The 13,533-nt window shown below is 70.6% G+C and carries 14 protein-coding genes; 6 read left to right on the top strand and 8 right to left on the bottom strand.

What is annotated here, in order from left to right; all coding sequences use genetic code 11:
- Positions 1-161: 161 nt before the first annotated feature.
- The 4 genes from BM144_RS23225 to BM144_RS19300 form a co-directional block, all read right to left on the bottom strand.
- Positions 162-335, bottom strand: a complete 174-nt coding sequence (locus BM144_RS23225) for a hypothetical protein (RefSeq protein ID WP_175526079.1) — start codon at positions 333-335, stop codon at positions 162-164.
- A gap of 10 nt (positions 336-345) precedes the next feature.
- Positions 346-582 carry a hypothetical protein gene (locus BM144_RS22950; protein ID WP_139225782.1) on the bottom strand — a complete coding sequence of 79 codons (237 nt, stop codon included), beginning with the start codon at positions 580-582 and terminating at the stop codon, positions 346-348.
- Positions 583-624: 42 nt separating this feature from the next.
- Positions 625-1,743: a uroporphyrinogen decarboxylase gene (hemE, locus tag BM144_RS19305; RefSeq protein WP_092956213.1), complete on the bottom strand. Its 1,119-nt coding sequence runs from the start codon at positions 1,741-1,743 to the stop codon at positions 625-627.
- A gap of 127 nt (positions 1,744-1,870) precedes the next feature.
- Positions 1,871-2,779: a LysR family transcriptional regulator gene (locus tag BM144_RS19300; protein WP_092956210.1), complete on the bottom strand. Its 909-nt coding sequence runs from the start codon at positions 2,777-2,779 to the stop codon at positions 1,871-1,873.
- A 275-nt stretch (positions 2,780-3,054) separates the two neighbouring features.
- Here BM144_RS19300 and BM144_RS19295 point away from each other — a divergent pair, with 275 nt between their 5' ends.
- The 3 genes from BM144_RS19295 to BM144_RS19290 all read left to right on the top strand — a co-directional run bounded on the left by BM144_RS19295 (position 3,055) and on the right by BM144_RS19290 (position 4,867).
- Entirely contained in the window at positions 3,055-4,053 is a 999-nt protein-coding gene (locus BM144_RS19295; protein ID WP_092956207.1) for a TerC family protein, read from the top strand.
- 74 nt (positions 4,054-4,127) lie between these two features.
- On the top strand, positions 4,128-4,292 hold the full coding sequence (locus tag BM144_RS23220; protein ID WP_175526078.1) for a hypothetical protein: 165 nt from the start codon (positions 4,128-4,130) through the stop codon (positions 4,290-4,292).
- On the top strand, positions 4,289-4,867 hold the full coding sequence (locus BM144_RS19290; RefSeq protein ID WP_245783737.1) for a DUF2062 domain-containing protein: 579 nt from the start codon (positions 4,289-4,291) through the stop codon (positions 4,865-4,867). Before BM144_RS23220 ends, BM144_RS19290 begins: the two co-directional genes overlap by 4 nt.
- A gap of 36 nt (positions 4,868-4,903) precedes the next feature.
- Here the strand turns inward: BM144_RS19290 and BM144_RS19285 are convergent, their stop codons facing one another.
- Positions 4,904-5,521 (bottom strand): thioredoxin family protein, encoded by a 618-nt coding sequence (locus BM144_RS19285; RefSeq protein WP_092956204.1) that lies wholly within the window; start codon positions 5,519-5,521, stop codon positions 4,904-4,906.
- 193 nt (positions 5,522-5,714) lie between these two features.
- Between BM144_RS19285 and BM144_RS19280 the strand changes: the two genes are divergently transcribed.
- Complete coding sequence (locus BM144_RS19280; protein ID WP_092956201.1) at positions 5,715-6,743, top strand: formylglycine-generating enzyme family protein; 1,029 nt, start codon at positions 5,715-5,717, stop codon at positions 6,741-6,743.
- Here the strand turns inward: BM144_RS19280 and BM144_RS19275 are convergent.
- Positions 6,724-7,932, bottom strand: coding sequence for an MFS transporter (locus BM144_RS19275; RefSeq protein WP_092956198.1), 1,209 nt, complete (start codon positions 7,930-7,932; stop codon positions 6,724-6,726). The two genes, BM144_RS19280 and BM144_RS19275, sit on opposite strands and share 20 nt — an antisense overlap.
- Positions 7,933-8,032: 100 nt before the next feature.
- Between BM144_RS19275 and BM144_RS19270 the strand changes: the two genes are divergently transcribed.
- The gene (locus tag BM144_RS19270) at positions 8,033-8,668 is read left to right on the top strand and encodes a TetR/AcrR family transcriptional regulator (protein ID WP_092956195.1); all 636 of its coding nucleotides are present in this window, start codon (positions 8,033-8,035) and stop codon (positions 8,666-8,668) included.
- A gap of 25 nt (positions 8,669-8,693) precedes the next feature.
- Here BM144_RS19270 and BM144_RS19265 read toward each other — a convergent pair whose 3' ends face one another.
- Together BM144_RS19265 and BM144_RS19260 are read right to left on the bottom strand one after the other, a co-directional pair.
- Positions 8,694-10,931 (bottom strand): protein-disulfide reductase DsbD family protein, encoded by a 2,238-nt coding sequence (locus tag BM144_RS19265; protein WP_092956192.1) that lies wholly within the window; start codon positions 10,929-10,931, stop codon positions 8,694-8,696.
- A 71-nt stretch (positions 10,932-11,002) separates the two neighbouring features.
- Positions 11,003-11,770 (bottom strand): alanyl-tRNA editing protein, encoded by a 768-nt coding sequence (locus BM144_RS19260; RefSeq protein WP_092956189.1) that lies wholly within the window; start codon positions 11,768-11,770, stop codon positions 11,003-11,005.
- 402 nt (positions 11,771-12,172) lie between these two features.
- On the opposite strand from BM144_RS19260, the gene BM144_RS19255 reads away from it, so the two are divergent.
- Complete coding sequence (locus BM144_RS19255; RefSeq protein WP_139225781.1) at positions 12,173-13,399, top strand: hypothetical protein; 1,227 nt, start codon at positions 12,173-12,175, stop codon at positions 13,397-13,399.
- Positions 13,400-13,533: the final 134 nt, after the last annotated feature.

The following is a 13,533-nucleotide window of genomic DNA, read 5'->3' as shown; positions in this document are numbered from 1 at the left end:
AGAGTCTGCCGCAAGCGCGGCGCTATCGTACGCGCGCCGGTTTTTGCCGAAGTTGTGGATAACTTTGTGGGCATCACTGGATATCCCGGGGAGCAAGCCCGGGCCAGCGGCCCGGCCGGCGCCCGGGGATTGCGGGTTGCGGCCCATGAAATCGTTATGAATCAATGACTTTGCGCGGGTTGTTTCATGTCGTTTGGCATGCCTGCGCCTGTGGATTGCTGCGCCGCCGCATCGCCGGAAGTGTGCATAACTCGCTTGTCAAGCGCCTTGGTGGGGCCGAATCTGTGGTAGCCGGGGTCTGCCGGATGCAGCATCTTCTGCACTTCGAGCGGCAAGTGCTTGATTTCACAGGGATTTCGGGGAAATCCAGAATTTCTGTGGATAACTTTGTTGATATCCGCTGCGCAGACGGCCCCGGCCCTTGAAAACACGGGCTTCCGCTGGAATGCCCGCAAATGCGGCAGGGGTGGCCGTGCCTTTATGAATCAAGCACTTGGCGGTGTCTGCAAAAAAAGTGCGCCGGATCGCGCCAGGAGGCTGCCGCCCGCTCCGCTGCACCGCCGTGGTGCCTGCGGTGTGCATAACTCGCCACCCCGCGCAGGCCTGCCGGCCACCGCCGCGCCGTCAGCCCCGGGCCGCGCGCTGCGCCCGCGAATGGCTGTGCACGGCCTCGACCAGCGCCGAGACATGCTCGGGCGGCGTGTACTGGCTGATGCCGTGGCCCAGGTTGAAGATGTGGGTCGGGCCGGTGGTGGCGGGGTCGGTGTGCGGCGTACCGAAGGCATCGAGCACGGCGCGCGCCTGCTCGGCGATGCGCTCGGGCGGCGCGAAAAGCACGTTGGGGTCGAGGTTGCCCTGCAGGGCCTTGCCCGGGCCGCCCGGGGCGCCGCCCACCAGGGCCCGCGCCCGGGCCAGATTGGCGGTCCAGTCCAGGCCCAGCACTTCGCAATCCAGGCCCTCCATGGCGTCCAGCCAGAGCGCGCCCCCCTTGGTGAAGACGATGCGCGGCACGTCGGCGCCGTCCGGGCCGGTGCGCTGGAGCTGTGCCAGCACGCGCGCGGTGTAGGCCAGGCTGAAGGCCTGGAAGGCGCCGTCGGCCAGCACGCCGCCCCAGCTGTCGAACACCATCACGGCCTGCGCGCCCGCGTCGATCTGCGCGTTGAGGTAGGCAGCCACGGCGTCGGCGTTCACGGCCAGGATGCGGTGCATCAGGTCGGGGCGGGCGTACATCAGCGTCTTGACCTGCCGGTAGTCGTCGCTGCCCTTGCCCTCCACCATGTAGCAGGCGAGGGTCCAGGGGCTGCCCGAGAAGCCGATCAGCGGCACGCGGCCGTTCAGCGCGCGGCGGATACCGGTTACCGCGTCGAACACGTAGCGCAGCTTGTCCATGTCGGGCACGGCCAGGGCCGACACGGCGGCCTCGTCGCGCACCACCCGGGCGAAGCGCGGGCCCTCGCCCTCGGCGAACGACAGGCCCAGGCCCATGGCGTCGGGCACGGTGAGGATGTCGGAGAACAGGATCGCTGCGTCGAGCGGGAAGCGCTCTAGCGGCTGCAGCGTCACTTCGGTGGCGTAGTCCACGTTGGTGGCCAGCCCCATGAAGCTGCCGGCCCGCGCGCGCGTGGCCTTGTACTCGGGCAGGTAGCGCCCGGCCTGGCGCATGAGCCAGAGCGGCGTGTAGTCGGTGGCCTGGCGGCGGCACGCGCGCAGGAAGGTGTCGTTGGCGAGGGGTGCGAAGGGCATGGGCCCGATTGTGGCGGAAGCCCCGGCGCGGGCGCTCCGCGCGGCGTGCCGCGAAGATGATGTGCGGCAAGTTTCAGGCAGTTTATGTGCCCATGCCGCCGTATCCATTCAATAGTTTGCTATCAATTCAGGAGTTCTCCAGACCCAGCCCGCTCGCCCCGGCTTCGGCCAGGCGCGTGAGCAGCGGGTGCATCACCTTGCGTGCGCTGTAGATGAGGTGGAACTCCTCGTGCACCTCGGCCGAGGTGCCCACGGGCTCCAGCGCGTGGGTGCGCTCCAGGTGGGCGCCCAGCAGCAGCGGCGCGGGCATGACGCCCATGCCGGCCTCGGCGAAGGTGCTGAGCAGGGCGCTGTCCTCGAACTCGCCCGCGATGCGCGGGCGCACGCGCTCGCGCTCCAGCCAGTGGTCGATGCGCGGCCGCACGGCGGCGTGCCCGGTGGGCAGCAGCACCGGCACCTGCGCGAGGCTGTGCGGGAAATCGCGCCGCGCCTCGGCGGCCCAGGCGGCCGGCGCCCACCAGCCGATGGCGCTCGCGCCCAGGCGCTGGCTGGCGGTCTTCACGGCGGGGTTGGGCGGGGCGGGCCGGTCCGACAGCACCGCGTCGAGCTTGTGCAGCGCCAGCTCGGCCAGCAGGGGCTCGAACTCGCCCTCGTGGCAGAGCAGCCGCAGGTGGGGCTCGTCGAGCACCGGCGTCAGCAGACGGTGCACGGCCAGCTTGGCGATGCCGTCGGAGATGCCCAGGTGCAGCCGCACGGTGCGGCCCGTGGCGGCCTCGCGCACGCGGTGGGGCAGCTCCTCGCCCAGTGCGAAGATGTGGTCGGCCTCGTGCATGGCCGCCACGCCGGCGTCGGTGAGCACGAGCTTGCGGCCCTCGGCACGCAGCAGGCTCGCGCCCAGGGCCTTCTCCAGTTCACGCACCTGGGCGCTGATGGTCTGCACCGCCATGTCCAGCCGCTCGGCGGCGCGGGCCATGCCGCCCTCCTTGGCGACGACCCAGAAGTAATAGAGGTGGCGGTAGTTGAAGCTCTGGCTCATGGCGGGGTGGCTGGGGCAGCGTCGCGTCGGGGGCCCGGGTGCTTCGCCCGGTGACCCAACGTTTCGCAATACTTCGTAAAAACCGAAGCTATGCTACCAATATCACAGGTTTTGGAGCATGGCAGGCCACGCTAGAGTCGGCCCATCTTTTTGTTCTTCCAACCCCTCCGCCTCGAATGGAGCGCCCATGACCCCTCTGCCCGCCCTCTCCGCCTTCCCGCCCCTGCGGCCGCCGCGCCGCCTTCGTGCCTCCGGGCGTTCCGGGAGCTGACGCCATGGAAACCATCGGAACCCCCCTGATGTGGGCAGGCTTCGGCCTGTTCGTGGTGGTCGCGATCGCGATCGACCTGCTGGTCATGGAGCGCCAGGGCGCCCACAAGGTGACCATGAAAGAGGCGCTCGGCTGGAGCGTGCTGTGGTTCTCGCTCGCGTTCGTGTTCGTCGCCATCCTGTGGTGGTACCTGAACGGCTCGCAGGGGCGGGAGGTGGCCAACACGGTGTCGATGCAATTCATCACCGGCTACCTCGTAGAGAAGAGCCTGTCGGTGGACAACATCTTCGTCTTCCTGATGATCTTCAGCTACTTCGCCGTGCCGGCCGAGTACCAGAAGCGCGCGCTCATCATCGGCATCATCGGCGCCATCGTGCTGCGCACGCTGCTGATCCTGGCCGGCGCCTGGCTGCTGGCCACATTCCACTGGCTGCTGTACGTGTTCGGCGCGTTCCTGGTCATCACCGGCGTGAAGATGTGGATCGCCGCGGGGCAGGAGCCGGACATCTCCTCCAACCCGGTGCTCAAGCTGCTGCGCAGGCACATCCGCATGTCCGACAGCTTCGACGGCGAGAAGATGACCACCATGGTCGACGGCGTGAAGCGCTTCACCCCGCTGTTCGTGGTGCTGATCATGATCGGCGTCACCGACGTGATCTTCGCGGTGGACAGCATCCCGGCGATCTTCGCGATCACGAGCGACCCGTTCATCGTGCTCACGGCCAACATCTTCGCCATCCTGGGCCTGCGCGCGCTCTACTTCCTGCTGGCCGACCTGGCGGACCGCTTCCACCTGCTGGCCTACGGCCTGGCGCTGGTGCTGGTCTTCATCGGCGCCAAGATGCTGCTGATCGACGTGTACAAGATCCCGATCGGCTACGCGCTGCTGGTGACCGGCGCGTTGATCGCCGGCTCGATCGTGGCCTCGCTCTGGACCTCCCGCGGTCAGGGCGGCGGCGATGCCGGCGGCCCGCCGCCGGCGCTGCCGGGCAAAAGCTCCTGAGCGGCCGCCCGCCCACCGTCCGACCGACCGACCAACGCACGCCGGCACCTGCGCCAAGCCGAAGGAAAGAAACCATGGACCTGACCATGACCGAAGCCGTGATGGCCACCCTGTTCGCCGCTTTCGCGCTCACCACCTGGCTGAGCTGGCGCGGCGGCAATGAGCGCCGCGACGTGCGCCTGCTGGCCTCGATCACCGGCGTCTGGGGCGCGGCCACCGCGGCGCTGGTGGCGCTGTGACCGTGGCCCCGGCCCTGGCCGCGCGCGCGGCGATGCCGCTGGCGCGGCTCATGAACGGGGTGCGGCGCTGGCTGCGCCGCCAGGAGCCCGCCACGCGCGCGCTGCTGGAGCGGCCCTTCCTGGCGCGGCTGCGGCCGTGGCTGGAACGGCGCCAGTTGCTGTGCCTGCGGCGCGAGGCCCTGGCGCGCGGCACCGCGGCGGGGCTCTTCTGCGGTCTCATCCCGGGGCCGCTGCAGGTGCCGGCCACGGTGGTGGCCTGCGCCGGGCTGCGCGGCAACGTGGTGGCCGGCGCGGCCGCCACGCTCTATACCAACCCGCTCACCACGCTGCCGCTCTACGCCCTGGCCTTCCAGGTGGGGGCATGGGTGCTGCCGGGCGAGCAGACCCTGCCGCCGTGGGCGGGCTTTTCGGCGGCCGGCGGGGTCGAGGCCGTCGCCGCGTGGATGCAGGCGCTGGGCGCGCCGCTGGCCGTGGGCCTGCCGCTGCTGGCGCTGATGTTCGCCGCCGCGGGCTATGCGGCGGTACAGGCGCTGTGGCTCGTGCCCGTGTGGCACCGCGCGAACCGCCGGCGCTGAGACCGCCCAGGCCCCCGCGCAGCGGGCCGCGCGCGCTCAGGCCGGGGCCTTGTACTTGATGCTGCAGCCGTAGGGCTGCGTGGTGGCCGTGGCGATGGGGCGCTGCGCCGCTATGTCGGCCAGCGCCGCCTTCACGTAGTTGGTGGCCTTGTCGATGTCGGCGGGGCGGGCCGACGGAATGCTGTCGATGCCGCCCGCATACACCAGCGTGCCGTGCGGATCGACGATGTAGAGGTGCGGCGTGGTGCGCGCGCCGTAGGCCCGGCCCACGGTGCCTTCCTCGTCCATCAGCACGGCCGTGGGCGCGGCCTTGCGCTCCTGCAGCCAGGCCGCGAGCTGGGGCGGCGCCAGGTAGTCGGCGCTGGCCTTCTCGGTGGAGTTGACCGCCAGCCACACCACGCCCTGGCCCTGCGCGCCCTTCTGTGTGGCGGGCAGGTTGCCGCTGTCGTAGTGCTTGCGCACGAACGGGCAGCCCGGATTGGTCCACTCCAGCACCACGGTGCGGCCACGGTAGTCGGCCAGCCGCACGGGCTTGCCCGAGGTGTCGGTGAGCGTGAAGGTCGGCGCCGGCTGGCCCACGGTGGCCGTGGCCGCGTGGGCGGCGCCCGCCGCGGCGAGCGCGAGGGCGGAGGCGATCAGGGTGCGTCGGAGCATGGGTTCATCCTTTCGCGGAAGCGGTGGGGGGACGGACGACAGGACCGTGGGACGGAGGCAACGCCGCGCAGTATGGAGCGCAGCGGGCGATGGCGCTGCGGCGGCCCTACCGCCTACACTGGCTTTTCCCTGCGCCGCGCCCGCCACGGGCCGGCCGCTTGCCTGCCCGTTCGTCCGCCTGTTGGAGCGCCGCATGCCGCCTGCCGTCCGCCTGCACACCCTGTCCCTGGCGCTCCTGGCCTGGCCGTTGGCCGCCGGAGCCCAGGCCCGCCCGCCGGCGCCGGCCACCTGGACCAATTCGATCGGCATGCCCTTCGTGCGCATCCCCGCGGGCAGCTTCCGCATGGGCAGCGACGAATCGCCCGAGCGCCTCGCGCGCGATTTCCCGGGCATGGAGCCGGCCCGGCTCGCCTCCCTGGCCGACGAGGCGCCCGTGCACACGGTGCGCATCACCCGGCCGTTCTACCTGGGGCAGACCGAGGTCACCGTCGGGCAGTTCCGCCGCTTCATCGAGGCCTCGGGCTACCGCGCCGAATCGGAGGCCGACGGTACCGGCGGCTATGGCTACAACCCCGCCTACGACCCGGCCAAGAGCGCGCGCGGCGACGCCTTCGAGGGGCGCGACCCGCGCTATTCATGGCGCAACCCGGGCTTCGCGCAGGGCGACGACCACCCCGTGGTCAACGTCACCTGGCACGACGCGCATGCGCTGGCCGCCTGGCTCAGCGCCACCGAGGGCCACCGCTACCGCCTGCCGACCGAAGCCGAATGGGAATACGCCTGCCGCGCCGGCCAGCCCACCCGCTACGGGCACGGCGACGACCCGGCCGCGCTTGCGCGCCACGCCAACACCTTCGACCTGGACGCCGCGCCCTACTGGCCGCGCTGGCAGGCCCAGGCCGTGCCGGGCCACGACGGCCATGCCTTCACCGCGCCGGTGGCGAGCTACCCACCCAACGCCTTCGGGGTGCACGACATGTCGGGCAACGCCTGGGAATGGGTCTCGGACTGGCACGACGACACCGCCTACGCCCATGCCCCGCGCGACGACCCGCAGGGCCCCGCCACCGGCACCGTGCGCGTGCGGCGCGGCGGCTCGTGGCACACGTGGCCGCTCTATGCGCGCTGCACCTACCGCAACTGGAACAGCCCGGAGACGCGGTACACGCTGGTGGGGATGCGGCTGGTGCGGGAAGTGGATATCAGGCGCGCCGCGCGCTGAACGCCGACACGGCCGCCAGCGCGATCAGCAGCGCGCCATACCCGAGCGCCGTGGCGTGCAGCCCGTACATCCCCGTGAGCAGTCCGGCCGCGATGGCCGGCAGGCTGAAGGCGAGGTAGCTGAGCACGAAGAAGCTGGCCATCAGGCCGGCCCGGTCCTGCGCGGAGGCCAGGGGCACCAGGCAGCGCACGGCGGCGTTGAAGCCCGCGCCGAAGCCCAGCCCCGCCACCAGCGTGCCGCCAAAGAACGCCGCCGGGCTGTGCCAGGCCACGCCCGCGAGCGTGATGGCGAGGCCCAGTGCCAGCGCCGCGGCGCTGCCCTGCAGCACGCCGCGCGGCGGGCGTTGCCGCACGGCACCGATCGCCAGGGCGCCGGGCAGCACGAGCGCGGTGATCAGCAGGCCGCCCACGAGCGGCGAGGCGCTGTGCGTGACCAGCTTGCCGAGCGACGGGCCGAGCGAGAGGTAGAAGCCGCCCAGGGCCCAGCCGGCCGTGCTGAGCGGCAGGATGCGCAGCAGCGGCGCCCGCGCGGCCTGCGGCACGTGCATGCTCGGCACCAGCGATCGCCAGGCGCCGGGGCGGCGCGCGACCGTCTCGGGCAGCCAGAAGGCGGCGGCGCACTGCAGCGCGATCACCACCAGCAGCAGCTCGAACACCAAGTGCGTGGGCGAGGGCAGGTACTGCACCAGCATGCTGGTGCCGAGCGCGCCGATGGCCATGCCGACCATGGGCGCCACGCTGTTCATCAACGGGCCGCGCACGGGGTGCAGGTCCACCAGCAGGGCGCTGAGCGCGCTGGTCGCCATGCCCGTGGCCACGCCCTGCAGTACCCGCGCGGCCAGCAGCCAGGCCACCGATTCGGCTTGCCGGAAAGCCAGCACCGAGACGAATTCCAGCGCCAGCGCCACGACGACCACAGTGCGCCGGCCCACGTGGTCCGACAGCGCGCCGAAGCACAGCAGCGCGGCGAGCAGCGCGAACGCGTAGCTGGAGAAGATCACCGTGAGGCTGAACGCCGAGAAGCCCCACATCTCGCGGTAGATCGCATACAGCGGCGACGGCGCGCTGGAGGCGGCGAGGAACATCATCAGCACGGACACCGCGAGCCACAGCGCAGCGTCGGGTCCGAGCCGGCGTGGGGGCCGGGCCCGGGGCGTGGAAGAAGGGGCGGGGGTGACGGCGGTGGGCATGGCTTTAACGCTAAGAAATTGCGTTAGCGGATTGTCGCACTAAAGCAAAGTCTTTGCTTTATGACGCTGGGCAGCGGCAGCGCTCTTCTAGAATGGCCGCATGACCACGTCTGGAGCCACCACCCGATTGCGCCCCGGCGGGCGCAGCGCCCGCGTGCAGGCCGCCGTGCACCAGGCCGTGCGCGACCTGACGGCGCTGCACGGCCGCGAAGCGCTCACCATCCCGCAGATCGCGGCGCGGGCGGGCGTCACGCCGTCCACCATCTACCGCCGCTGGGGCGATCTGGTCGAACTGCTGGCGGACGTGTCGATCGAGCGCCTGCGCGACGAGGCCGAGCCGCCGGACACCGGCAGCGTGCGCGGCGACCTGCTCGCCTGGGGCGAACAGTTCCTGGAGGAGATGTCGTCCGAGCTGGGCCGCCAGGTGCTCAAGGACGTGCTCACGGCCAGCGGCTACGGCGACGGCTCGGCGCCCTGCCAGTGCCTGCAGATCACCGCCGGGCAGATCACCCTGCTGGTCGGGCGTGCGCGGTCGCGCGGGCAGGCGACGCCGTCGGTGGACTGCGTGCTGGACACGCTGGTGGCGCCCGTCATCTACCGCCTGCTGATGGGCGCGGGCACGCCCACGGGGCAGCAACTGGTGCAGTGGGTGGACGCGTGCATGGCGCAGGCAGGGCGGGCGGAGGCGGAGGTGGCGCCGCGCGGCGCGCATGCCGCCGGGGCGGCGGTCCCATAGCGCGGCGGCCCTGGTGCTGCCGGCGTCAGAGCGCCGCCAGCGCCGTGCGCAGCTCCCGCTCGCCCAGGATCTCCGAGAACACCACCGGCGCCTTGCCCGGCGCCTGCAGCACGTAGACCGGCACGCCGCTGCGCCCGAGCTGCGCGAGCGCGGCGGTGATGGCCGGGTCGCGGCGGGTCCAGTCGGCGCGCAGCAGGGCCACGTTCTTGCCGGCCAGGTCGCGCAGCACGGCATCGCTCGCGAGGGTGGTCTTCTTGTTGAACTGGCAGGTCACGCACCAGGCGGCGGTGTAGTCCACGAACACCGGCCGGCCCTGGGCCAGCAGCTCGTCGGCCAGGCCCGGGCGCCAGGGCTGCCAGGCCGTGGCGGACGTGCCCGCGCCGCCCTGCGCCGGGGCCTCGGCCACGGGGGCCATTTCAATGACTTTGGGCCCCCATGCCGCCGCAAACATTGCGAAGATTGCTATTGAAATAGTAGCAATTGCGGTGCGGACGCGGCCCGCCAGCGTGAGCGACCACACCACCATGCCCAGCGCCACGAGCAGCGCGAGCAGCGCGGCCGCGCCGTCGATGCCGCTCTGCTGGCCCAGCACCCACACGAGCCAGACCACGGTGGCGAACATGGGGAAGGCGAGGAAGCGGCGCAGCGTGTCCATCCAGGCGCCGGGCCGTGGCAGGGCGCGCGCCACGGCGGGCACCCAGCTGGCCGCGAGGTAGGGCAGCGCCAGCCCCAGGCCCAGCGCGGCGAACACCGCCAGGGCCTGCACGGCCGGCAGCGTGGCCGTGAGCCCGAGCGATGCGCCCATGAACGGCGCCGTGCACGGCGAAGCCACGGCCACGGCCAGCACGCCGGTCAGGAACGCATCGGCGACCGGGTGGCGGGCCTGCAGCCCCGCGAGCGACGACGGCAGCATGCGGCCGAACTCGAACACGCCCGCGAGGTTGAGGCCGATCAGCGTGAAGAGCGCCGCCAGCGCCGCCACCACGGCCGGCGACTGCAGCTGGAAGCCCCAACCCACCGCTTCGCCCGCCGCGCGCAGCGCCAGCATGGCGCCGCCCAGCGCGAGGAACGACAGCACCACGCCGGCGGTGTAGGCGAGGCCGCCCAGCCGGTGGGCGCGCCGGTCCTGCCCGTGGCGCGCGAAGCCCACCACCTTGATCGCCAGCACCGGGAACACGCAGGGCATGAGGTTCAGCACGAGCCCGCCGAGCAGCGCGCCCAGCAACGCGGCGGCCAGCATGCCGGCCGATGCCGGCGTTGCGACTGCCGGTGGCGGGGGGGGCGGCTGCTCCTGCGCGTTGGCGCGCAGCGCAGCTTCGAGCGCGGGCGAGACCGTGGCGGCCGAGGCCGGCCGCGGCCAGCCGCCTTCCACCGGCAGCTCGGCCCGCCAGCCGCGGCCGCCGTGCGCGAGCACCACGGGCAGCGGCATGGGACTCTCGCTGCGCTGCGGCGAGATCGGCACGCGTGCGGTCCAGACATCGCCCTGCCAGTCCTGCATGCCGTCGGCCGCGGTCTCGATGACGCCGGGCGTCTCGGGGAAGAAGTCGATCGGCTTGCCGCGCACCGCCTCGGGCAGGCCGGCCACGGTGAGCACCAGCATGCCGCGCTCCACGCGTGCGTGGCTGCGCGTGCCGCCGGAGGCCGCGGCGGCCGGGGCCGGCAGCGGCTGCGGATGCGCCAGCCGCGCGGCCTCGAAGGCCGGAGCGTTCATCGCCGTGGTGCTGGCGAGCGGCACCTGCAGCGTGAAGGTGCCTTCCTCGGGGATGCATTCCTTGCGGCACACGAGCCACGAGGCCTGCAGCGTGAACGTGGCGTGGCGCTCGAAGGGCCCGGGCGCGAAGGCGCCGGAGACGGCCATCGGCACGGGCAGCAGCACCGTGCCCTCGTAGCCGTAGTTGGCCAGCGTGCCGATGGGGATCTTGCGCGGCACGGGCCAGGCGATCTCCCCGGCCTCGATGCCCGCGGGCAACTGGCGCCATTCGAGCTGCGTGGGCAGGCCCGAGTCGCCCGAATTCTTCCAGTAGGTGTGCCACTCGGGCTGGTGCGTGATCGACAGCCCCAGCCAGAGCGGCTTGCCCGGCCCCACGCCGTCGGGCGCATGCGCCACCAGCTCGGCGCGCACGTGCGGCGTGGTCACGGTGCTGCTGCCGCCTCCGCCGGCACCGGGTTGCGAAGAGAACTGCGCGGATGCCGGCGTCCCCAGGGCGCAGGCAGCTATCAGAAAGAGAGTGGGCAGCAGGCGCTGCAGTGGGCGGACGGGCATGGCGCAGTGTGGGAGGGGCGGGGGCGGCGTTGGTTCCGGTGCGGCAGGCGTCGGTGGTACGGCGGCCGCGTTCAGGCCGCGAAGCCCAGCACCACGCGCCGGGCCATCGCCCCCTTTTTCTCGATCTTGGTCACCACCACGGCGCCGATCTCGGCGGTGCTGGCCACGTGCGTGCCGCCACAGGGCTGCAGGTCGATCAGCGGGGTGCCCTCGGCGCCCACGCGCACGGTGCGCACCTGCCCGCTGCCGCGCGGGGGCTGCACGCTCATGCTCTTGACCAGGTCGGGCTGGGCATCCAGCTCAGCATCGGTGATGGCGCCGATCGCCACGGGGTGGGCCGCGGCCACGAGCCGTGCGATGCCTGCGTTCAGCGCCGCGGCATCGAGCGGCCCGTCCATGTGGAAATCCAGCCGCGCCGCATCCGGCGTCACCGAGCAACCGTTCACGGGCTGCGCGACCAGGTGGCACAGCAGGTGCGTGGTGGTGTGGAAGCGCATGAGCCGGTGGCGGCGCTCCCAGTCGATGCGCGCGGTGACTTCCTCGCCCACGGCGGGCGGCTCGGCGCCCGGCGCCGGCACGTGCACGATGGCGGCCGTGGGCCGGCCCTCGGCATCCTTGCCCTTGCGGGTGTCGGCGATGGCCACCGCGCGGCCGTCCGCGCGCAGCAACTCGCCCGCATCGCCCGCCTGCCCACCGCCCAGCGGATAGAACACCGTGCGGTCCAGCACGATGCCGCCATCGGGCAGCACGGCGGTCACGGTGGCGCGGCACTCGCGCAGGTAGGCGTCTTCGCGGAACAGGTCGCGGGTGGGGGCGGAGAGGGCGGCGGCGTCGGTCATCGGGCGATGGTAGCGCCGGCTCCGCGGTCAGGGGCTGCATGCACGGCAAAGCCCCGCGCCGGGCACCGTCCGGATAGCCGGCGGCGGCCTCGCCCTTCAGAAGGCCGCGGCGCAGGCCATGCCGGCGGACGCCGTGGAACCGGCTTTGCCGGGTGACTGGCGGCGCCCCGCCCGGGTGATGGTGCGAAGCGCCTCAAGGGGGTTCATTCCGCATGGCGGTGAGCGTGCCGCACAGGCCAGCGCCGCCACCTCGGCCAGCCGCTGGCCCTCTGGAAGCCATTAGCATGTGCGATTAATGGGAGCCGCTCTCAATGCCGTCATTGATGGGCCGGGAAGGAGGCCACCAGTCTGACCAAAGGCGTCTGGTGGGAGGTGTCATATGTCCGAAGGGATACGTTAGACATGATTTATCGGATAGCACTGTTTGCCGCCGCCGTGGCGGGCCCGTGCGGGGTGGCCATGGCACAAGGACAAGGGTCGTATGGGGGAATAGCTTCCGGAATTGCCCAGCTTTTTCTGCTGGCGATTCTGGTAGGCGCACTGGTGATATTGCTTCTCGTGCGCTGGATCTTCGGCAAGGTGGCAGTGGTGATCGTGCTGTTGCTCATGATCGGCAGCGTTGTTTATTGGTCAGGCAAAACAACCTACGACCAGACCAAGCGAGAGGCCGCGCAGTCAAAGATCAAGAGGGCGTTTGTCGAGGGATGCGCTCAAGCAACGCGGTCTTTCTTGCAGCCAGCGCCTGGTAATCGACCGGTTTTGATCCGGCTGCATGGCGCCGAAGTCGTACCTGAATTCCTGCACAACGAAGTCCTGCCCTCCAGGTACGGGTTGGGAGAGGGTGTGATGGTCGGTGATCGCTCCGAAGGCTTGGCTGATGCCATCGCCGTAGATATCACCTACCGCAAAACCATGCTTCCCGGGTCCTTCCCGAAATATGAATGGCCCCGGATTGAATACGACCTTGCGGTAGTCGATCTGCGCGATGGCAAGCTGATTGCCAGCGCTCACGATATGCAGGCCCGCAATGGCTTTTGCCTGGGGTCGCTGGAACAATTCCTGCAGAAGGCACTGAACCGAAAAGAAGTGCTGTCCCGTGCCCATGCCGGGACGATTTGGCCACCGCTAGCTCCGGTACCCGACACCTATGTCAACGGCCGCTATGTGGCCGTGGAAACCGGGCGGTTTTCTCCATCGAATTCACTCGTGCAAGGAGAGAAGCCGCTCAAGGCTTTCCTGGAATCCAAGGCTTGTCGTGTCAAGGATGATTCACTCTCTTCTGCGGTGGCGATATGCGGTTCCGAAGCTGTTTTTTCACTCTACCAAGTGGTGGACGTGCAGCCATTGGGCGATGCGTGGCTAGTCATCTATCGCCTCTTCAAGGGAATGGATGGATTGACCAGTTTGCGTGTCGAGAAGCGGTTACAGGATTGGCGTCTTGCGCATACCTGGGAGGCTAACTTCGTTCCTGCCGCCGGGCAGAGCGGAGACGAGCAGCCTTATGCCTTTTCGGTGAAGCAGGATGGCCTCGAAGTCGCTGTGTATTGGAACGGCTCGTTCGGTGGGCAGCGTATGGAATACAAGCGCAGAGCGATGCTCGGCATTCCGTTGCCCGGGCTTCAAAAGTGACGGTTTACGCAGAACCTCTCTGCCACAGCAGCTTTACTTTGACCTTGGCCGTCGGCGCTGCACATGGGTTGCAGCGCAAGAGTCCGGCGCGAACGGAGCCTGAGTTGTCACTGCCACCGCATAATCTTTTGGTA

It is taken from the genome of Paracidovorax konjaci, from assembly GCF_900112675.1.
Classification (GTDB): Bacteria; Pseudomonadota; Gammaproteobacteria; order Burkholderiales; family Burkholderiaceae_C; genus Paracidovorax; species Paracidovorax konjaci.
The sequence above is the reverse complement of the archived record's forward strand: the minus strand, read 5'-3'. Positions and strand labels throughout refer to the sequence as shown.